General features: G+C 46.7%; 21 protein-coding genes. 12 read left to right on the forward strand and 9 right to left on the reverse strand.

Annotated elements, in window-relative coordinates:
* From B9Y59_RS06365 to sigE, 10 genes are all read left to right on the forward strand, one after another.
* Window positions 1-226: 4-alpha-glucanotransferase (locus tag B9Y59_RS06365; RefSeq protein ID WP_198945597.1), on the forward strand; the 226-nt coding region annotated here is incomplete at its 5' end.
* A 16-nt stretch (window positions 227-242) separates the two neighbouring features.
* Window positions 243-2,597 (forward strand): glycogen/starch/alpha-glucan phosphorylase, encoded by a 2,355-nt coding sequence (locus tag B9Y59_RS06370; protein WP_085532442.1) that lies wholly within the window; start codon window positions 243-245, stop codon window positions 2,595-2,597.
* Between the two features lie 143 nt (window positions 2,598-2,740).
* Entirely contained in the window at window positions 2,741-3,115 is a 375-nt protein-coding gene (acpS, locus tag B9Y59_RS06375) for a holo-ACP synthase (RefSeq protein ID WP_054322988.1), read from the forward strand.
* 72 nt (window positions 3,116-3,187) lie between these two features.
* On the forward strand, window positions 3,188-4,723 hold the full coding sequence (locus B9Y59_RS06380) for an NAD(P)H-hydrate dehydratase (RefSeq protein WP_085532444.1): 1,536 nt from the start codon (window positions 3,188-3,190) through the stop codon (window positions 4,721-4,723).
* Between the two features lie 15 nt (window positions 4,724-4,738).
* Complete coding sequence (locus B9Y59_RS06385) at window positions 4,739-5,266, forward strand: hypothetical protein (protein WP_085532446.1); 528 nt, start codon at window positions 4,739-4,741, stop codon at window positions 5,264-5,266.
* Window positions 5,267-5,469: 203 nt separating this feature from the next.
* Entirely contained in the window at window positions 5,470-5,880 is a 411-nt protein-coding gene (locus B9Y59_RS06390; RefSeq protein ID WP_411655760.1) for a type II toxin-antitoxin system PemK/MazF family toxin, read from the forward strand.
* Window positions 5,881-6,085: 205 nt separating this feature from the next.
* Window positions 6,086-6,268, forward strand: a complete 183-nt coding sequence (locus B9Y59_RS06395) for a spore coat protein (protein ID WP_054322985.1) — start codon at window positions 6,086-6,088, stop codon at window positions 6,266-6,268.
* Window positions 6,269-6,281: 13 nt separating this feature from the next.
* Window positions 6,282-6,545 (forward strand): spore coat protein, encoded by a 264-nt coding sequence (locus tag B9Y59_RS06400; protein WP_054322984.1) that lies wholly within the window; start codon window positions 6,282-6,284, stop codon window positions 6,543-6,545.
* A 174-nt stretch (window positions 6,546-6,719) separates the two neighbouring features.
* The gene (locus B9Y59_RS06405) at window positions 6,720-7,547 is read left to right on the forward strand and encodes a sigma-E processing peptidase SpoIIGA (RefSeq protein WP_085532449.1); all 828 of its coding nucleotides are present in this window, start codon (window positions 6,720-6,722) and stop codon (window positions 7,545-7,547) included.
* Window positions 7,548-7,606: 59 nt separating this feature from the next.
* Window positions 7,607-8,371, forward strand: coding sequence for an RNA polymerase sporulation sigma factor SigE (sigE, locus tag B9Y59_RS06410; RefSeq protein ID WP_085532451.1), 765 nt, complete (start codon window positions 7,607-7,609; stop codon window positions 8,369-8,371).
* A gap of 193 nt (window positions 8,372-8,564) precedes the next feature.
* Here the strand turns inward: sigE and B9Y59_RS06415 are convergent, their stop codons facing one another.
* From B9Y59_RS06415 to B9Y59_RS06440, 6 genes are all read right to left on the reverse strand, one after another.
* Window positions 8,565-9,875, reverse strand: coding sequence for an alpha-amylase family glycosyl hydrolase (locus B9Y59_RS06415; RefSeq protein WP_085532453.1), 1,311 nt, complete (start codon window positions 9,873-9,875; stop codon window positions 8,565-8,567).
* A 646-nt stretch (window positions 9,876-10,521) separates the two neighbouring features.
* Complete coding sequence (locus B9Y59_RS06420) at window positions 10,522-11,022, reverse strand: DNA-deoxyinosine glycosylase (RefSeq protein WP_085532455.1); 501 nt, start codon at window positions 11,020-11,022, stop codon at window positions 10,522-10,524.
* Window positions 11,023-11,024: 2 nt separating this feature from the next.
* Window positions 11,025-12,425, reverse strand: coding sequence for a CCA tRNA nucleotidyltransferase (locus B9Y59_RS06425; protein ID WP_085532457.1), 1,401 nt, complete (start codon window positions 12,423-12,425; stop codon window positions 11,025-11,027).
* Window positions 12,426-12,615: 190 nt separating this feature from the next.
* A complete protein-coding gene (gene tsf, locus B9Y59_RS06430; protein ID WP_054322980.1) occupies window positions 12,616-13,533 on the reverse strand; it encodes a translation elongation factor Ts in 918 nt (305 codons plus the stop codon).
* Window positions 13,534-13,630: 97 nt separating this feature from the next.
* On the reverse strand, window positions 13,631-14,371 hold the full coding sequence (gene rpsB / locus B9Y59_RS06435) for a 30S ribosomal protein S2 (RefSeq protein WP_054322979.1): 741 nt from the start codon (window positions 14,369-14,371) through the stop codon (window positions 13,631-13,633).
* 171 nt (window positions 14,372-14,542) lie between these two features.
* On the reverse strand, window positions 14,543-14,821 hold the full coding sequence (locus B9Y59_RS06440; RefSeq protein WP_054322978.1) for a YlmC/YmxH family sporulation protein: 279 nt from the start codon (window positions 14,819-14,821) through the stop codon (window positions 14,543-14,545).
* Between the two features lie 210 nt (window positions 14,822-15,031).
* On the opposite strand from B9Y59_RS06440, the gene B9Y59_RS06445 reads away from it, so the two are divergent.
* Together B9Y59_RS06445 and sigG are read left to right on the forward strand one after the other, a co-directional pair.
* A complete protein-coding gene (locus B9Y59_RS06445; RefSeq protein ID WP_054322977.1) occupies window positions 15,032-15,562 on the forward strand; it encodes an inorganic diphosphatase in 531 nt (176 codons plus the stop codon).
* Between the two features lie 171 nt (window positions 15,563-15,733).
* Window positions 15,734-16,534, forward strand: a complete 801-nt coding sequence (gene sigG / locus B9Y59_RS06450) for an RNA polymerase sporulation sigma factor SigG (RefSeq protein ID WP_085534543.1) — start codon at window positions 15,734-15,736, stop codon at window positions 16,532-16,534.
* Between the two features lie 75 nt (window positions 16,535-16,609).
* Here the strand turns inward: sigG and B9Y59_RS06455 are convergent, their stop codons facing one another.
* From B9Y59_RS06455 to dapA, 3 genes are read right to left on the reverse strand one after another with little or no spacing between them, the layout of a single operon-like run.
* Window positions 16,610-17,065 (reverse strand): ACT domain-containing protein, encoded by a 456-nt coding sequence (locus tag B9Y59_RS06455; protein WP_054322976.1) that lies wholly within the window; start codon window positions 17,063-17,065, stop codon window positions 16,610-16,612.
* Window positions 17,066-17,078: 13 nt separating this feature from the next.
* Window positions 17,079-17,831, reverse strand: a complete 753-nt coding sequence (gene dapB, locus B9Y59_RS06460) for a 4-hydroxy-tetrahydrodipicolinate reductase (RefSeq protein ID WP_082402036.1) — start codon at window positions 17,829-17,831, stop codon at window positions 17,079-17,081.
* A gap of 28 nt (window positions 17,832-17,859) precedes the next feature.
* Entirely contained in the window at window positions 17,860-18,747 is an 888-nt protein-coding gene (dapA, locus tag B9Y59_RS06465; RefSeq protein ID WP_085532459.1) for a 4-hydroxy-tetrahydrodipicolinate synthase, read from the reverse strand.
* Window positions 18,748-18,766: the final 19 nt, after the last annotated feature.

Below are 18,766 nucleotides of genomic sequence, written 5' to 3' on the forward strand. Positions count from 1 at the left end.
CCACCGCCGTAAAGATATTCCAAAGGCAATGATCGTGGCGGGTTATGCGAGTGTGGCCAATACGGTTTTATACCAGATACAGGATCTTCTGTTCCTACCAAACAGTGCCCGGATGAACTTCCCATCTACGCTGGGAGGAAATTGGCGTTGGCGCTTGGTGGAAGGACAGCTGACCGACGAGCTTGCAGATTGGCTCTGCGGATTGGCGGAGATCTATGGAAGATAACCAGGAGGGGAAAGCAATGAACACCTTTAAAAACGATATATGCGAGGCGCTGGAATTGGACTATGGAAAGAACATCCAAGAGGCCAGTACCGTAGAACTGTATGATGCGGTTTCCAAAGCGGTTATGAAGGCGGTTGCCGCTGACTGGAGAAAGCCTTTGAAGGAGAAACGGGCGTGCTATTTTTCTGCCGAATTTTTGGTGGGCCGCTTGATCTACAACAATTTGTTGAACCTAGGATTGCTCGATCAGCTCGCAGAGCTATTCAATGAGAACGGAATCGAGCTTTCGATCTTTGAAGATATTGAGGACGCGGCGTTGGGAAACGGCGGCTTGGGCCGTTTGGCCGCGTGTTTTTTGGATTCAGCCGCAACGCAGAATCTCCCATTGGATGGGTATGGAATCCGCTACAGATACGGCCTGTTTAAGCAGTATTTTGAAAATGGATTCCAGAGGGAAACAGCGGATGACTGGCAGCGGTTTGGCGATCCTTGGTCCATCCGGAAAGAAAGCGAGAAGGTCCGGATCGACTTTAAAAATCAGCGGGTATATGCGGTTCCGTACGATACGCCTATTATTGGATACGGTGGAAAACGAATCAATACACTTCGCCTTTGGCAGTCTGAACCCATCCATGGCTTTGATTTTCAGCTGTTCAATGAACAGAAATATGACCGTGCCGTGCTTGAGCGAGATGAGGCTGAGGCGATCTCGAGCGTTTTGTATCCAAACGATGATACAGACAAGGGGAAGCGTCTGCGCTTAAAACAGCAGTACTTTTTCTCCAGTGCATCCCTTCAAGATCTTCTGCGAAAATACCAGGCAAAGCATGGCGAGGATTTCTCTGCGTTTCCGGAGGAATACGCCATTCAGCTGAATGATACCCATCCGGTGATCTCCATTGCAGAATTGGTACGTCTATTATCAGAGAGAGGGGTCCCCTTTGCACGCGCTCTAAAGATTGTACGGCAGACTTTTGCCTACACCAACCACACCATTATGGCGGAAGCGTTGGAAAAGTGGGATGTACGTCTGTTTAAGTCGGTGATTCCTCAGGTGTATCGTTATGTGGTGCTGATTGACAAGGCTCTACAGAAGGAGCTCGATCATCGAGGAATCCGTGGAGAGGATCAAAAGCCTTATCGCATTTTGGACGGTGGCATGATTCATATGGCCCGGATGGCGATTTTTGCCACGCACTCCACCAATGGCGTGGCGAAAATTCACACGGAAATTCTCAAAAATACTGCTCTTAATGAGTGGTATCGTCTATATCCGGAACGCTTTAACAACAAGACCAATGGAATTACCCAGCGCCGCTGGTTGGCCCTGTGTAACCAGGAACTTTCCGGTTTTATCACGGATAAAATCGGAGGCAGTTGGGTGACAGATCTTTCAAAGTTGAAGGGGTTGGAAGCGTTTTGGGATAATCCGGAGACCTTACAGCAGTTTGCTGAAATTAAGCAGCTGAAAAAGCAGCAGTTGGCTGATTATATAGAAAAACATGAGGGGGTTCGCCTGGACCCGCGTTTTCTCTTTGATATTCAGGCGAAACGTCTTCATGAGTATAAGCGGCAGCTGTTGAATGCATTTTCCATTCTCGACATCTATTTTGGCCTTAAGGATGGAAGAATTTCGAATTTTTATCCAACGGTTTTTCTGTTCGGGGCAAAGGCTGCTCCGGGATATTACCGTGCAAAAGGGGTAATTAAATATATCCATGAGATTGCGAAACTGGTCAACCACGATGAAGAGACAAAGGATCGGCTCCAAGTCTTGTTTGTGGCCAATTACAATGTCTCCTATGCAGAAAAATTAGTTCCAGCTGCGGATGTTTCGGAACAGATTTCAACGGCTGGGACCGAGGCCTCCGGTACTGGGAATATGAAGTTTATGCTCAATGGCGCGGTCACACTTGGCACCTATGATGGAGCAAATGTTGAAATCGTAGAGCAGGCAGGCAAGGAAAATAACTACATCTTCGGCGCGCGAGTAGAAGAGCTTCAGCAGGTCGAAACAGTTTATGATCCCAGAATGGTTTACGAGACTTATCCGCGCATACGTAAAGTGGTGGACACCTTAATCGATGGGACGTTCAGTGACGGCGGCACAGGGATGTTCCAAGAGCTGTATGATTCTCTGCTCAAGGGGGCGAGCTGGCATAAGCCGGATCATTATTATCTGCTGCTTGATTTCTTGCCGTACTGTGATGCAAAGTTACAGGTTAACGCGGACTATCGAGACAATCGCATGCAGTTTATCCGCAAATGCTTTGTGAACACTGCCAATGCAGGGAAGTTTTCCAGCGACCGGACCATTGTGGAATATGCCAAGGAGATCTGGCAGATCGGTGAGGCCTCTCATACGACTTAAAATGCTTTTATTCAGCAAATTCGGACTGAATAAAAACCAGGAATTGTAAAAATCACTGGAATATGGTACAATTATAAAATCAATTCGTATGGCCTGCGCAGATGGATTTGTGCGGGCCATACCAGACAGGCAGGGTACCGCACATGCTTTTGGTTGGGATCGATCTGGTTGAGGTCAAGCGAATCAAAAAATCCATACAGAATCCGCGTTTTTGTGAAAGGGTATTTGGACCCGCTGAACGGGCCTTTTTGCAGGAGCGCGGATTTTCCGCGCAGAGTGCGGCAGCTTCTTTCTGTGCAAAAGAGGCCTTTGCCAAAGCGTTGGGAACAGGTGTGCGCGGTTTTTCTCTCAGGGAAGTAGAGTTGTTGCGCGGGAGTTTGGGGGAACCCAGCCTGCATTTGAGCGGGCAAGCGCAACGCATTGTTTGCGAGCGTGGTTTGGTGTTTTCTGTAAGTGTCACCCACACAAAAGAGTATGCATCTGCTGTGGTCATTGGGCAAGCGTCTGTGGATTCCTGATATTTGAATTGGGAAAAATATAATGGTTTTATTGCACCCAAAGCAGTCCGGATAAAAAGGAGAGGTACATACATGAAGGTATTGAATGCGGAACAGACCCGCAATCTGGAAAAGAGCGCCGTCCGATCGGGAGTTAGTTATTTGCAGCTGATGGAAAATGCAGGCGCGGCAGCGGCCCGGTTTATTAAAAAGCGTTTTCCAGTCGATCAGAAGCGCGTAGTGGTGCTTTGTGGAAAAGGAAATAACGGCGGCGATGGCTTTGTGGTAGCACGCCACCTTGCAGAATTGGGAGCTAAGGTGATCGTGGTTCTAACCGAAGGACAGCCCGGCACAGAGATTGCACGGGAGATGTTTGAAAAACTCTCCGGAACAACGGTCAAGACAGTCGATTATCTGGAAACCCCTGAAATCATTGCACCCATGCTTTCTTCAGCGGATTTCATTGTGGATGCAATCTATGGAATTGGGTTTCATGGTTCGGTTCCAGAATATTTACATCCGTTGTTTATTGTAGTGAAGAGCTGTACAGCAACGGTGATTTCTTTGGATATTCCCAGCGGTGTGATCTGTGATACCGGTGGGATTGAGGGGAAATGTATCCGAGCGAATTATACGGTTTCGTTTACTACGTTGAAAAATGCTCATCTATTGCAGCCTGGCAAGACGTATTGTGGACAGGTGGCCGTCGTACCAGTTGGGATAACAGCCGCTTTGGTGAACCGTCAGCCGACGACTTTGGAGGTAACGGAGCAAAATGTAGCGCGCACCATGGTAAAGCCGCGTAAACCAGAGAGCAATAAGGGGAGCTATGGCCGTTTATTGTGTGTATGTGGCAGCGCAGGGATGGCTGGTGCGGCTGTATTGAGTGCAAAGGCGGCGATCCGCTGCGGGGCAGGATTGGTAAATGTTGCACTTCCTTCGACTATTTATCCCATTGTAGCTTCTCAGGTGGTGGAGCCGGTTTACACGTTATTGAATCATCTGCCCAACGGGGCGCTTTCCGGGGAAAGTGAGCGCAATCTGTTGGCTTTCCTTTCACGGTCAACCGCGTGCCTCATCGGCTGTGGTCTTGGAAAATCTGCCGCGTCAGTAGCTTTGGTTACAAAACTACTGGCGACAGCAAAATGCCCGCTGGTAATCGACGCAGATGGAATAAATATCCTTGCGGAGCATATAGATATTTTGAAAACAGCAAAGGGACCGGTTGTTATGACGCCGCATCCCGGCGAGATGGCTCGCTTGTTAAAAACAAATGTGGCGGATGTTCAGGCACACCGTTTGGAATATGCCCGCAGCTTTGCCGCGGAACATCATGTGACTTTGGTGCTCAAAGGGGCTGGCACGATTGCAGTTTCTCCGGAGGGAAAGGCGTTTCTCAATATTACGGGGAATCCCGGTATGGCAAAGGCGGGAAGCGGCGATGTTCTAGCAGGAATGATTGCTTCCTTCGTTGCGCAGGGAGTACAGCCATTGACAGCTGCAGCGGGCTGCGTATATCTGCATGGTATGGCTGGTGATCGCTGTGCACAGCGCTTGTCCAAATGTGCGATGTTGCCTTCGGACATGATTGAAAAGCTTCCGGAGCTGTTTTTAGAAATTGAACGATAGACCGGGGGGTTGTCCATGCGCAGGACTGCGCTGTTCCTATTTCCATTTCTTGCTTTCCTATTGTCCGCATGTACCGTACCCACGCAGCCCTTGGAACCCGCAGACTTAGTGTTCAATATCTCTTGTAGAGCGGCGATCACATCGGGGGAAACACAGGTTACCTGTGAAGTCAATCGCACTGGCCCTGGAATCCTGCGTGTCTCGATTTTACAGCCGGAAGATCTGGCTGGGATGGACTACTATTGGAGCGGCGAGGGGTTCAGCGTCGCCTATGCAGGGTTGGAAGCGCAAAGCGAGGTCTGCACACTGCCACAGACCAATTTTGCGTTGGTCTTGCAACAGGTATTGGATTATGCCTGCCGTCCAGATGTATTGACAGTCGAAGAAGATCATACCTATCATGGGTCCTTTGACGGATGTGATTTCTCTCTTACAGCCGATCCAGAGACGGGGCAGATTTTGTCCCTCGCGATTCCTCAAAAGGATTTTATGGCACAGTTCCTCTATGATCCGCCGGCAGAGCGGACGCTGGTGGTCAAATAAAAATAGAACGCTGTTCATCGACGGATGAGCAGCGTTTTTTCTTTTAAGCCTCAAAAAATGAGCTGGAATCGATCCAAAATTTGTTTTTGTGTCCACTACCTCACTCTTCTAATATTATGATAACGAGCACGACAAGTTTTTTGACAGAGAATTTTTCAAAGCGAATAATCTCGGAAACCCCTGTCAAAAATACAGATAAGCTCATGAGCGGAATATATCCTTGTATTCGGAGAGTGAAAAGTGTGAACATTAGAAGAGGCGATATTTACTATGCCGATTTAAGCCCTGTCGTCGGTTCTGAACAGGGTGGAGTACGCCCGGTGCTAATTGTTCAAAACGATGTTGGAAACCGGTTTAGCCCGACCGTCATCGCAGCAGCCATCACCAGCCAACGGGCCAAAGCAAACCTTCCGACGCATATTATGCTGCATTCGGAGGACACCGGGCTGGCAAAGGACTCGGTAGTCCTATTGGAACAAGTGCGTACCATCGATAAGCATCGTTTAAAGGAACGCATGGGGCGCATCGACCGCCGTTCGATGGAACAGGTGGACCAGGCACTCAGCATCAGTTTTGGGCTGGGCGGCACCGAAACCGTTCGACGGGCTACATAGATATTGCCGTATGACGGCGCTAGGTAGCCCGATTTGAAAATTTTGATTCGTCTGTACAAGAGTATAATCTCGGTGTACAGATCGAAAAATAAAGGACACGCTACCGTTCTTTGCGGGGAGGCGTTAGGAAAGCAAATGCGGAAAATCCGCATAGGAAGCGCCGCTGATAGCTTAGCGGTATCAAAAAGAAGGGATGTGTTTCAAAATGGCGTTGACGGAAAAGGAACTTTCTGCCATTGAAGATCAGCTTAGCAGCGAAAAATTGCTCATTGCCAAGTGCAAAGAGTATGCGCAACAGTGTACAGACCCGGAACTTAAACAGAAGTGCAATGCAATCGCGGGAAAACATCAAACCCACTATGAAAAGCTCTTGAGCTTTTTAAACTAGGGAGGGATTGACTATGGCTATGCAGGAAAAAGAAGTATTTGACGATGTCTTAGCTTCGCAAAAATTTATTACTGAGATGTACAATACCTTCGCCAATGAATGCGCTACACCGAATATCCGCGATGAATTTATGAATATCCTCAATGAGGAACATCAGATTCAGGCAGATGTATTCGATGAGATGAAAAAACGCGGCTGGTATCCAACACCGCAGGCGCAGCAGCAAAAAATTCAACAGGCAAAACAAAAATTCCAGAACGCAAATCCTCAATCATAAAAGAAATCCTTTCTATAGACAGGGCCAACCCAAAAGAAATTACTTTGGGTTGGCCCTGTTACGTTACTGCCAAATTAGACAGAATGGTTCCCTCTGTTTTTGACAGAAATAGCAAAAACAAACCGCTATAATAAAAGAGCCGCTTGAAAAAGAACGGCTTGGAAAAAAGGGGGGATGGGACACACGCAGACCGTATACATAGACGTATTGATCGGAGTAAACTTGTTCATCAACTATTTTCTGTTGCTTGCAGTCGCACGCTTCCTACACCTTCCAGTACGGCGCGGACGGATGATTGCTGGAGCTGCATTGGGCGCATTTTATGCTCTGAGCATCTTTCTACCCGAACTTCCTTCGATCTTGGCTCTGCTTATCAAGTTATTGATGTCTGCTACCATCATCTGGGCTGCATTCCCTCTACAGGGCTGGAAACTCTTTTTGCGGTCCCTAGCCGGCTTTTATTTGACGAGCTTTGCCTTTGCGGGGTTTATGCTTTGCCTCTGGTATTTTATAGCCCCGCAGGGATTGCTGATTAAAAATTCTGTGGTTTATTTTGACGTCTCGCCGTTATTTTTGCTGGTAACAACGGTGATTTGCTATTTTGCAATTCGCTTTATTCAAAGAATAACTGGTAGACAACAATCGAAAACACTTCTTTGCCCCATCGCCGTGTTTTGTGAAGGAAAGGAAATACACTGTACGGCAAAGGTGGACACAGGAAATACTTTAACAGAGCCGTTTTCAGGGTTTCCAGTGGTTGTGGTACAGGAATCGGTTCTTCCTGCGGAGATACTCCAGCAGAGGGAACAGACAAATTTTCGCCTAGTACCCTATGGGGCTGTAGGCGGTGAAGGGATTCTTTCTGCATTTCGCCCAGAAAAGTTGACGATCTCTATGGGAAAACGCAATATCGAAACAAAGGATGTCTATATTGCTGTATGTCCGGAATCCCTTTCCAATGGGGAATTCGATGCGTTGCTTCATCCGGACCTGTTGGCTTAGATTCGGGATCATTCCATCGGTTCAAATTTGGCCGTGGACAGATGGAACAAGCAGTACATATGCCGAAGCGGCAGCGGCAAAGAGGGGAGTACGTGTTTCAAATAAAAGTAAACAACCTATTTCATTGGTTGAAAGAGAAATGGTCGTTTTTGTTGTTCCGATTTCGGATACGGGGAGAAATTCATTACATCAATGGACCAGAGACCCTGCCTCCTCCCCTTACAGCGGAACAGGAAGCAACGGTGATGGAAAACATCATGGAGGGAAAACAAAACGCACGTGAGCCGTTGATTACTCATAATCTGCGTCTGGTTGTATACATAGCAAAGAAATTTGAGTCTAGTACAGCAAACGTGGAGGACTTAATCTCAATTGGAACCATTGGTTTAATCAAAGCGGTCAATACTTTTTGTCCGGAACGGAAAATTAAGCTGGCGACCTATGCATCCCGCTGCATCGAAAATGAAATTCTAATGTACCTGCGAAAAAGCTCTCAACAGAAAAATGAAATATCCATTGATGATCCGCTAAATGTGGACTGGGATGGAAATGAACTATTGCTTTCAGATATTTTGGGGAGTGAACAGGATACAGTAAACCACGGACTAGAGCAAGAGGTGGAGCGTGATCTATTGCTCAATGCGGTGGAACATTTGGCGCCACGCGAAAAGAAGATCATGCAACTTCGCTTTGGGCTAAATCATACCAAGGAGCATACGCAAAAGGAGGTGGCCGATAGCCTGGGAATCTCACAATCTTACATATCGCGTCTGGAAAAGCGTATTATTGAACGGTTGCGCAAAGATTTGGAGCGTGTAAGTTAAGGGGCCATTCTGAAAAACCACCCACACAGGATCATTTGATCCCGTGTGGGTGGTTTTATTTGCGTAAAAGTCCTCTTAAAAGAGATCGGTTTTAAACTATATTGTATGAAAAGGCTATTCTACATAACGGTTTAACAGAATCGTTCAATCAGATTGCAATCGGAATTGTGAAGTGTATCATTTTTTGACTCAATCAATCGATCTCCCAGTACGCGGCACTGTAGGGTGGGAGCTTGCTTCCCCCGCCAAAATCGTGCATTTCTCCGGTCAACAAGTCGCGTGCCCGGCCAGCATTGGCGTTAAAATGGGCATCGTATGCCTCGCTATCCGCGTTGACTGCAACTAAAATGCGCTTTCCCTCATAAGAACGCTCAAAAATAAACTGTTTATTGGTCAACAGGACAGATTGAAAATTGCCGTAACAAAGTACTTGGCTTTCTTTGTGCGCCTTTGCACATCTTGCAATCCATTCTGTCAGTGCATTACTTTGCGGTTCTTCAAAACAAGGGCGCAAAGAATCGTCACTGCCATGTTCCTTTTTCCCAAGAGCTCCCCATTCACTGCCATAATAAACGCAGGGGATACCTGGCATACCGAACAGCAACGCATAAATAATGGGAAGATGTTTTTCATTTGTCAAATTGCTCGCAATTCGGACAACATCGTGATTGTCCACAAAGTTAAGAAGATGTTTTCCCTTGTAGAGCGTCCAATTTTCCGGCCCAAATTGGCGCAAAAGGGAATGGCCGATTTCGAACAGGTTCATGGAGTTCAAACTGGAGAACAACCCCTTATAACATTCGTAATTGGTGGCGCTGTGAAGCATCTGATCGTTCATAATCTGGTTGTAATCCCCGCCAAGAATCTCTCCCACCAAGAAGAAGTCCGGCTTCAATGTATCACAAAAACTGCGTAGACGGCGAAGAAAATCTCGATCTACACAGTAGGCGACATCCAAGCGTAAACCATCGATATCAAATTCCTCTACCCAACTGCGAATACAAGAAAAGAGGTGGTCGATGACAGCTTCATTGCGCAAATTTAGCTTTACCAGTTCATAGTGGCCTTCCCAACCTTCGTACCACAAGCCATCGTTATAGCCATCATTGCCGCCAAAATTGATATGAAACCAATCTTTGTAAGGTGAATTTTCGCGATGCTTCAAAACATCCTGAAAGGCCCAAAAGCCACGCCCCACATGATTGAAAACACCGTCAAGGACGACCTTTATTCCGTTTTGGTGTAATTCTCTACACACGGCTGCAAAGTCCTCATTGGTACCAAGGCGGCAATCCAACTTACGATAATCACGTGTATCGTACCCATGCGCGTCCGATTCGAATAGGGGAGAGAAGTAGATTGCATTGGCTCCACAGTCTAAAATATGTGGAATCCAGCTGGTCACTTTCTGGATGCGCGGTGTGAGGATACCATCGTTTTGTTTGGGAGCCCCACAGAAGCCGAGGGGATAAATCTGATAAAAAACACTCTCATAAGCCCACATCAGAAAAAACTCCAATCTCCGCTGACGAAAAAATTTTTATAGGAAGGGGTAAGAAGAGCTTGTTTCCAGCGGCAAACAAGCTCAGATCGCACAATTATAGAGAATATATTTTTATATGAACTGTTACTATTATACAATAAAAAATAGAAAATGTCACGAAAAACATAAGTATAATGAACCAGAAGCTACAAATGAGAACTGTGACAAACGGAACATCTCACGCCAGGTTTTCCCTGTAATATTCAAGAGACTATCTGGATACCAACCACAGCGCCCTGTTATGGCCTTTTATTTTGGAGCAATAGAGATCATGCGGAGGAAGGGCGATTGACGGGGATATTTTATCGACTATAGCCTTCTTTACCCTCCTGCATGATTCCATTAAATGGAGATTAGCAACAAATATGTCTTTTCTTTAATCAATTCAGGTGTTTGCAACGATGTTTCCCTATTGGGCGGATAACCTTGATCGAAAGATTTAATGAAAGGAAACTAGAAAAGGATGTCCGAATGGTCATGAAATGATGGAAGAATCTCTTCGTTTTTTAGAAACGCAGATATTTTTCCAAACAAAAAAGAGGATGCCCCTTTTCCATGAATCGAAAGATTCGTAGTTTTGGGACACCCTCTTCTATCAAAAGTGGTGTTAAGGAAAACATAAGTCCGGTAAAATAGCGTAGGCCTCAACGAGTCGTGTGTAGGGGTAATGACGGCAATTGGCCGGACTCGTGGAGGGCAGTGCAAGGGCTGGCCGTCCGGTGGAGGGCAAACATAAGCGTTTGTAAAGAGCGGCTGCTTTTGTGCCTGTTGTACAAATGGTATGGATAGGAACACTTTGTAACAAGGGAGATAGGTCATTTGCAACCGGTTCTCGGATACTTCCATCGTCAGCGCCTTCAATCGAGCAACTTTTTAGAACATCCCAAAGCGCAATATGATTGTATAGGCAGAAAGCAGCCTTTTCATCATTTGTAATCGGCAAAGCCTGCTGGAATACATCCGACAGAACACGCCAAAAGCGATTTTGTGGGTGAGAGTAATAAAAACCAAAAGCCCGGCTTTTGGGAGAAGGCATTGTGCCAAGTATTAAGACTTTGGAATTTTTATCAAAGAGGGGTGCCAATGTATGCTGTACATATTCTGGCAAGCCTATTCCTCCTTTGGCTGGGAAGGCATCGAATAGAGTTGTTTCGCTACGGCAAGAAGGTCTTCATACTGGTTGGCACATCGGTTCTCCAATACGGCATCCAGAAGTTCCTGTAAGATCCGGCCCACTTCTGGCCCCTCTGGGATGCCGATCTGTAAAAGATCTTGTCCTTTTATAGCGAGGTCTTTGCGTTGAAAGCAAGCCTGTTCAGCGAGAATTCTATTGAGAGCTACGGCTTCCCGTTCAATCATTTCCATGCGCAGAGCAGCGGCGGGGGAGTGAGCAGCCGTATCTGCCTGGTTAACAGCCAGCAACATACGGAAAACAGGTTCTCCCAGTCGATTTAACCAACGTTTGATACGAACGTCTTCATCGGTGATAGACACATCGTGATATTTGACCAAAGTATAGACGGTTCGGACGATCTCATTGCTAAAACGGAGGCGAGTGAGTATGGTTTTGGCGATGTCTGCACCCAGATTTTGATGCCCATAAAAGTGTCCGACTCCTTTAGCATCCATAGAGAAACATTGTGGCTTACCAATATCATGCAATAAAACGGCAAGCCGCAGTTCTAGTTTCGGTTCTATCGCAGAAATCGCATGAAGCGTATGCTCCCATACGTCGTAGATGTGGTAGGGACTGTGTTGCTCTAATCCGACCATGGGGGTAATTTCGGGAAGAAAAACGGAAATGACCCGTTGATATTTCCGTAAGATTCGCTCCGCATCCCGGCCGCACAAAAGCTTGGAAAATTCCACTTGAATGCGCTCCTCAGCAATCCGGTTGAGCAGATCCCTTTGCTGAAAGATTGCATAAGCAGTCTTTTTTTCAATGGTGAATCCTAAAGTAGAGGCAAAGCGAAGCCCACGAAGAATTCGAAGTGCGTCTTCCTGAAAACGCTGTTCTGGCATACCTACACAGCGCAATGTACGGCTGTGTAGATCGTGCAAACCGTTGTATGGATCGACCAACCCCCGATTGGGATGGTAGGCAATGGCATTGACTGTGAAATCTCGACGGGCCAAATCGTCCAGAAGATTCCTAGAAAAAGATACAGAATCCGGATGCCGTCCGTCTGAGTAGGCACCATCCACCCGATAGGTTGTAATTTCTACGGATAGACCGTCGATGAACACCGTCACAGTACCGTGTTGCAGACCGGTGGGAAGGACCGGATAATCGGACAAGGCTTGGGCTACCTCTTCTGGATGCGCTGAACAAGTGAGATCCCAATCGTTTGGAGAAAGCCCTAGTAAACTGTCGCGGATACATCCGCCCACCGCATAGGCCTCAAAGCCATGTTTTTGCAGCCGGTCGATCAGGCGCAGCACCTGTTTCGGTGGATGAATGGGAAGAATCGAATTTCTTTTTCGGGATGCGCGGCGCCTGGATGATGGCATAATATCACCTCTTTCCATATGCTTATTATAACGAATTTTTCTTAAAAGAGATAGCTTTAACCGGAATAAGAGAAGAAACTTTCCGATTGGTAGGGGTGCCCATTGATTAAATAATAAAAGAGTTCCTTTTTATTGAAATAAAAAACAGCGCGGAAAATCTCCGCGCTGTCTCTATTGCAATCACGAAAAATTATTTAATCATGTTGGCAACTTCATCTGCAAAGTTGTCCTCGCGCTTCTCAAGGCCTTCGCCTTTCTCAAAGCGTACAAATGCAACAATCTTGATGTCGCCGCCGAGTTCTTTAGCTGTATTCTCCGTATACTGCTTAACAGACAGGTCGCCGTCCTTTACATAAGCCTGCTCCACAAGGCATACTTCCTTATAGAACTTGCCAAGTCTACCCACGACGATCTTCTCAGCAATGTTGGCCGGCTTACCGGACTCAATCACCTGCTCTGTGAGAATCTTCTTCTCATGCTCAACAACGTCGGCCGGAACAGAAGCCTCGTCCAGATAGGACGGGTTGATCGCAGCAACCTGCATAGCAATGTTCTTTGCGTACTCCTGGAAACCTTCCTTTGCAGCAACTTCCGGAGAAGTCTCGAACTTCACCAGGACGCCAATTCTGCCACCGCCATGGATATAGGAGACCACTGTGCCCTCAAAACGCTGGAAACGACGAATCTTAATATTCTCGCCGATGGTGAGGATTTTCTCCTTGAGGAGCTCATCGACCGTCAGCTCGGAATCTGCTGCCTTGCAGGTCAACAGAGCATCAACATCCGCCGGATTCTGTGCCATAACCGTATCGGCACAGGTCTTTACAAAGTTCTGGAAATCTGCGTTCTTTGCAACAAAGTCAGTCTCTGCATTGACTTCGATTGCAACGCCAACATTGCCAGCTTCATTGGTGCAGGCATAGGCAACGCCTTCTGCTGCAATACGGCCAGCCTTCTTGGTGGCAGCAGCCAGGCCCTTTTCTCTCAGGAAGTCGATCGCGGCATCCATATCGCCGTTTGCTTCGGTCAATGCCTTTTTGCAGTCCATCATTCCGCAGCCTGTCTTCTCACGAAGCGCTGCAACGTCTTTTGCTGTAAAAGCAGCCATTGATTATCCCTCCGTTTTTTAAACGCACCGGGAGAATATCCTCCCGGCGCTTTTTGATCGATTGTTTTACTGATTTGATGGGGGAATCCTACTTGGATTAGCCCGCGACCTCCTCGGCCTCATTTTCTTTTTCCTGTGCCTCAGCAGAGCCCATCTGGCCCTCTCTGCCTTCGATGATCGCATTTGCCATCGTAGCAGAAATCAGCTTGACAGCGCGGATTGCGTCGTCATTGCCCGGAATGACATAGTCGATTTCATCCGGATCGCAGTTGGTGTCAACGATTGCAACGATCGGAATACCGAGCTTCTTTGCCTCAGCAACAGCAATTCTCTCCTTGCGCGGGTCAACAATGAACAGAGCGCCTGGGAGCTGCTTCATATCCTTAATGCCGCCCATGAATTTTTCCAGCTTTTCGATTTCGAGTTGGAGCTTCGTAACTTCCTTCTTCGGAAGAAGATCGAACGTGCCGTCGGCTTCCATTGCCTTGAGTTGGTTCAAACGGTCAATTCTGCGGCGAATGGTGCGGAAGTTGGTGAGCATGCCGCCCAACCATCTTGCGTTTACAAAATAAGCGCCTGCACGCTCTGCCTCGTCGCGAACGGATTCCTGGGCCTGCTTCTTTGTTCCGACAAACAAAACAGATTTGCCTTCCATCGAAAGCTCGCGGATGAAATTATATGCTTCCTCAAGCTTCTTAACGGTCTTCTGCAGGTCAATGATATAAATACCATTGCGTTCGGTGAAGATATAGGGAGCCATTTTCGGGTTCCATCTTCTGGTCTGGTGGCCGAAATGGACGCCGGCCTCCAAAAGCTGTTTCATAGATACAACTGCCATGATAAATCCTCCTTGGTTTTTCCTCCGCCGCGTTTTATTTTAGACGCAGAACCTCAGAGAAAGCTCTCTAAAGCACCGGTTCGTCCAACGCTGGCGTGTGTTTTGCGCGCATTATTATACCACAATCAGACAGAGATTGCAAGATTTTTTCAGAATGTTGCCGGATAACGGTCAACTTCCAAACATGCGCGGTTTCTTTTTCACTCGATAAAAGTCATTATAACACACCAGAATGGTTTCGTCACCAATGACTTCAATATCTTGCCACTTAATGATGATGTCATCCTCACGGCCGAGCAGACCAAAGAAACGCAGCCGGCCATAAATGACAAGGGAAAGAACCCGTGCGGTGACGGTATCGATCTCCACATCGCACACATAACCAATACGTGTGCCATCCTTTGTATTGATAACCTCCTTATGCCGCATGTCCGCGATTCTGCAATTCATGGAACATTCCTCCTGCACTACTGATCGTTTCATATGTATGCACAAACATTTTTTCAAATGCAGAAAACAGATATAACCCATTAGGAAATCTGTTTTTAATGAATTTGTATAAGGTTTCCGGGAAATTTCTTGATTCTTTTTATGCGAAATGATACAATATAAAAGAAATATAGCCGGGATTTGTACCGGCGAACTGAAGGAGGAATCGGAATGAATATCTGGCATGATATCTCCCCAAAACGCATAAAAACAGACGATTTCTGTGCAGTTATCGAGATTACAAAGGGAAGTAAGGCCAAATATGAGCTGGATAAAGAGACGGGATTGCTCTTTTTGGACCGTATCCTGTACACGTCCACTCATTATCCGGCAAATTATGGATTTATTCCGCGTACCTATGCAGAGGACCACGATCCACTCGATGTTTTGGTGCTTTGTTCGGAAAATATCCATCCTTTGTCCTTGGTACGTTGCTATCCGATTGGTGTAATCAGTATGGAAGACAATGGGCATAAGGATGAAAAGATTATCGCGATTCCATTTAATGACCCGACCTACAACGGCTATAAGGATATCAGCGAGTTACCGGCCCATATTTTTGATGAGATGTCCCATTTCTTTTCCGTGTATAAGGCACTTGAGGGGAAAACGACGGCGATCGACAACGTTTGCAGCGTTGATCGTGCAAAAGAAATCATTCAAGAGAGCATCGAAAGCTATCTGGAAAACTATTGTCGTTGATGTTGTTTCATTGGACAAGTACGCTTCTATAAAAATTTTTTAAATGGGTTTGAAACCGGGGAAAAACCACAGCACATGTGGTTTTTCCCCGGTTTGCAATGTCAAAAACAAGCCACTCCACTTGCTTTTTCCTTCCTATCCAGTGCATGTTCCCACCCGATCATGGCAATAATGATTGCGAAAGCCGGATGGGAGGAATGTGCTGTGTACAACAAAGTGGACATCTGTGGAGTAAATACTGCAAAGCTCAAAGTCTTGACGGAAAAGGAAAAAACAGAACTGCTGCGCCGTGTCAAGGAAGGGGATAAGCAGGCAAGGGAAGAATTGATTAATGGAAACCTGCGGTTGGTCCTCAGTGTTATCCAGCGATTTACAAATCGCGGGGAAAATTTAGACGATCTTTTTCAAGTGGGGTGTATTGGACTTATCAAAGCAATCGACCACTTTGATATGAATCAGGGCGTACGGTTCTCTACCTATGGCGTGCCGATGATTATTGGAGAGATCCGCAGATATTTGCGCGACAACAACAGCATTCGTGTCAGCCGATCCCTGCGAGATACAGCGTACAAGGCGATGCAGGTGAAAGAAAAGATGACCGCGCAGAACAATCGGGAACCCACGATTGAAGAAATCGCAAAGGCGCTGGATCTTCCACGGGAAGATGTGGTGTTGGCGTTGGAATCCATTGTGGAGCCGGTATCCCTATATGAACCGGTTTTTTCGGATGGGGGAGATACCATTTATGTGATGGATCAGGTGGGCGACAACAACGACGACAACAATTGGTTGGATGAAATTGCTCTAAAAGAAGCGATTAGCGATCTAAGTGATCGGGAAAAACGTATTTTAACCATGCGTTTTTTCCAGGGGAAAACCCAGATGGAAGTTGCCTCGGAAATTGGTATCAGCCAGGCGCAGGTCTCTCGCTTGGAAAAAGGGGCGTTGGGAAAAATAAAAAGGGATATTTAAAGAAAAGGGGTTCCGCAGTCCGATTTTCAAAAATCGGACCGTGGAACCCTTTTTGATGTAACATATAGGGATGCCTTAACCAATTTGGTTTTCAATTGATTCCAATGTTTGCTCGAAATCAGCCGCTGTTACAAGCATGGAAATCTCTACATCGGAGGTGCTGATGAGGCGGATGTCCGTATTGACATCGGCCGCAGCCTTCAAAATTTTGGCCGCGATTCCGGGCGTATTTTTCATATGTTCATCATACACCGCAATCTTGTAGTTCCCACTGCTGACGATGGTTTTAATATCGTGATTGTCGTATAGGGCAGAGGTGAATTTTAAAATTTTACCAAGATCTTCGTCATCAATGGTAAACGAGATGGTGGTATATGCTCCGTGCGTAGGCGCCAGGGAAATCATATCCACATTCACGCCCAAATCCGAGATTTTTTGAAAGATCTTTGCAATGGAGGTGAGCGCCACTGGACAATTCTGTAAATTGACCAGAGTGATGTCGCTGAGGGTTGTGATAACCGATTGTTCCATAATCGTATCCCCTTTACTTTAATAAGTCAGACATATTATAGAGTCCGGCGGGCTGTTTTGCCAGGTATACGGCAGCATTGATGGAGCCATTGGCAAAAATCTCCTTTGATTGTGCGGAATGAGAAAGGGTGATGACCTCATGCGGTCCAGCAAAAATCACTTCGTGCTCTCCAACGATTGTTCCGCCGCGCACTGAATGCATTCCAATCTCATTCTTATCGCGCTTTTTGCGTTGGGAATGGCGATCGTACATATAAGTCATACGGTGATCCTCGACGGAAGAAATGCCGTCCGCAATCATGAGTGCCGTACCGCTGGGGGCGTCGATTTTTTGATTGTGGTGTTTCTCAATGATTTCAATATCAAAATCTTCGCCCAAAATTTGCGCCGCTTTTTTAGAGAGTTCAATCAAAAGATTGATCCCCAAGCTCATGTTTCCAGAATAAAAGACAGGGATTTTGTGAGATGCCTGCTTCAATTCATTCACTTGTTCATGGTTATAACCAGTTGTGCAGAGCACTAAAGGGAGCTTACGCTCCAAGCCAAACTGTAACAGGGGGGTGAGCAAGGCCGGATGGGAGAAATCGATCACAACGTCTGCTTCTTCCCGCACATCGGCAGGAGCAGCATAGACAGGAAAATCCCCAAAGGGATCTGTGTGAAGGTCAATACCGGCTACAATTTTACAATCTTCCCGTTCTTTGACACATGCGGCGATCACACGGCCCATTTTACCGTTGCATCCGCAGAGAAGAATCCTGGTCATTTTTTATCCTCCCAAAGGTGATCTTCGTTTAGATCAGCTGATATTTTTTTAGAATGGTCCGGAGCTGATTCAGCGCCGGTTCGCTCATTGTTGTCAGAGGCATCCGGCAGTCGCCTACGTCAAAGCCCATTTCATTCATCGCAGCTTTAACGGGTATGGGATTGACATCCATAAAGAAAGCGTTCATCAATTCCACATATTTCAGTGTAAGCTCACGGCTCTTAGCCGCATCCCCGGACAGGAACGAAGCGCATAGATCGTGCATCTCCTGCGGCAAGACATTGGCAAACACCGAGATAACGCCCTTACCGCCCAAAGCGAGCATCGGAAGGGTCTGATCGTCATTTCCGGAATAAACGTAAAGATCATCCCCACACAGGGCAATCGTCTTAGCTACCGAAGAAATGTCCCCGTTGGCCTCTTTAACTGCATTGATGTTTGGGTGTTTGGAGAGTTCCAAATAGGTCTCCGGTTTAATGTTGCAGCCTGTACGCGAAGGGACATTGTAGAGGATCATCGGCAGATGAACGCGATCTGCAATGTATGTATAATGCCGCACCAAACCTGTTTGGGATGTTTTATTGTAATAGGGTGTCACAGAGAGAAGCGCATCTGCACCCATACGCTCTGCTTCCTGAGAAAGTTGTACTGCATAGGTCGTATCGTTACTGCCTGTACTGGCGATAACGGGAACACGCTTGTTTACCTTTTGAATGACATATTCCAACGCCTTACAGTGCTCTTCGTGGTTCAAGACAGGGGATTCACCTGTTGTCGCACAGGCGATAATCGCGTCCGTGCCGTGGCTGATCTGAAATTCGATCAACTCCCCGTACTTTTCGTAATTGATGGAGCCATCCTTATGCATGGGAGTGACCAGCGCAACGCCAGAACCGGTGTAGATGAGTTTCTTCATAGTCGGACCTCCAATTCAT

This window comes from Anaeromassilibacillus sp. Marseille-P3371 (assembly GCF_900169665.1).
GTDB lineage: Bacteria > Bacillota > Clostridia > Oscillospirales > Acutalibacteraceae > Anaeromassilibacillus.

Excerpts from the sequence above, each read along its gene's own strand:
- B9Y59_RS06455 (WP_054322976.1), bottom strand. The coding sequence starts at position 17,065 with ATGGAACAATCGGTTATCACAACCCTCAGCGACATCACTCTGGTCAAT.
- B9Y59_RS06440 (WP_054322978.1), bottom strand. The coding sequence starts at position 14,821 with ATGAATTGCAGAATCGCGGACATGCGGCATAAGGAGGTTATCAATACA.
- dapB (WP_082402036.1), bottom strand. The coding sequence starts at position 17,831 with ATGACCAGGATTCTTCTCTGCGGATGCAACGGTAAAATGGGCCGTGTG.
- B9Y59_RS06400 (WP_054322984.1), top strand. The coding sequence starts at position 6,282 with ATGGCTATGCAGGAAAAAGAAGTATTTGACGATGTCTTAGCTTCGCAA.
- B9Y59_RS06445 (WP_054322977.1), top strand. The coding sequence starts at position 15,032 with ATGAATATCTGGCATGATATCTCCCCAAAACGCATAAAAACAGACGAT.
- acpS (WP_054322988.1), top strand. The coding sequence starts at position 2,741 with ATGCTTTTGGTTGGGATCGATCTGGTTGAGGTCAAGCGAATCAAAAAA.
- sigG (WP_085534543.1), top strand. The coding sequence starts at position 15,734 with ATGATTGCGAAAGCCGGATGGGAGGAATGTGCTGTGTACAACAAAGTG.
- sigE (WP_085532451.1), top strand. The coding sequence starts at position 7,607 with ATGCCGAAGCGGCAGCGGCAAAGAGGGGAGTACGTGTTTCAAATAAAA.
- B9Y59_RS06370 (WP_085532442.1), top strand. The coding sequence starts at position 243 with ATGAACACCTTTAAAAACGATATATGCGAGGCGCTGGAATTGGACTAT.
- B9Y59_RS06395 (WP_054322985.1), top strand. The coding sequence starts at position 6,086 with ATGGCGTTGACGGAAAAGGAACTTTCTGCCATTGAAGATCAGCTTAGC.
- B9Y59_RS06390 (WP_411655760.1), top strand. The coding sequence starts at position 5,470 with ATGAGCGGAATATATCCTTGTATTCGGAGAGTGAAAAGTGTGAACATT.
- B9Y59_RS06385 (WP_085532446.1), top strand. The coding sequence starts at position 4,739 with ATGCGCAGGACTGCGCTGTTCCTATTTCCATTTCTTGCTTTCCTATTG.
- B9Y59_RS06425 (WP_085532457.1), bottom strand. The coding sequence starts at position 12,425 with ATGCCATCATCCAGGCGCCGCGCATCCCGAAAAAGAAATTCGATTCTT.
- rpsB (WP_054322979.1), bottom strand. The coding sequence starts at position 14,371 with ATGGCAGTTGTATCTATGAAACAGCTTTTGGAGGCCGGCGTCCATTTC.
- tsf (WP_054322980.1), bottom strand. The coding sequence starts at position 13,533 with ATGGCTGCTTTTACAGCAAAAGACGTTGCAGCGCTTCGTGAGAAGACA.
- B9Y59_RS06415 (WP_085532453.1), bottom strand. The coding sequence starts at position 9,875 with ATGTGGGCTTATGAGAGTGTTTTTTATCAGATTTATCCCCTCGGCTTC.
- B9Y59_RS06405 (WP_085532449.1), top strand. The coding sequence starts at position 6,720 with ATGGGACACACGCAGACCGTATACATAGACGTATTGATCGGAGTAAAC.
- B9Y59_RS06380 (WP_085532444.1), top strand. The coding sequence starts at position 3,188 with ATGAAGGTATTGAATGCGGAACAGACCCGCAATCTGGAAAAGAGCGCC.
- dapA (WP_085532459.1), bottom strand. The coding sequence starts at position 18,747 with ATGAAGAAACTCATCTACACCGGTTCTGGCGTTGCGCTGGTCACTCCC.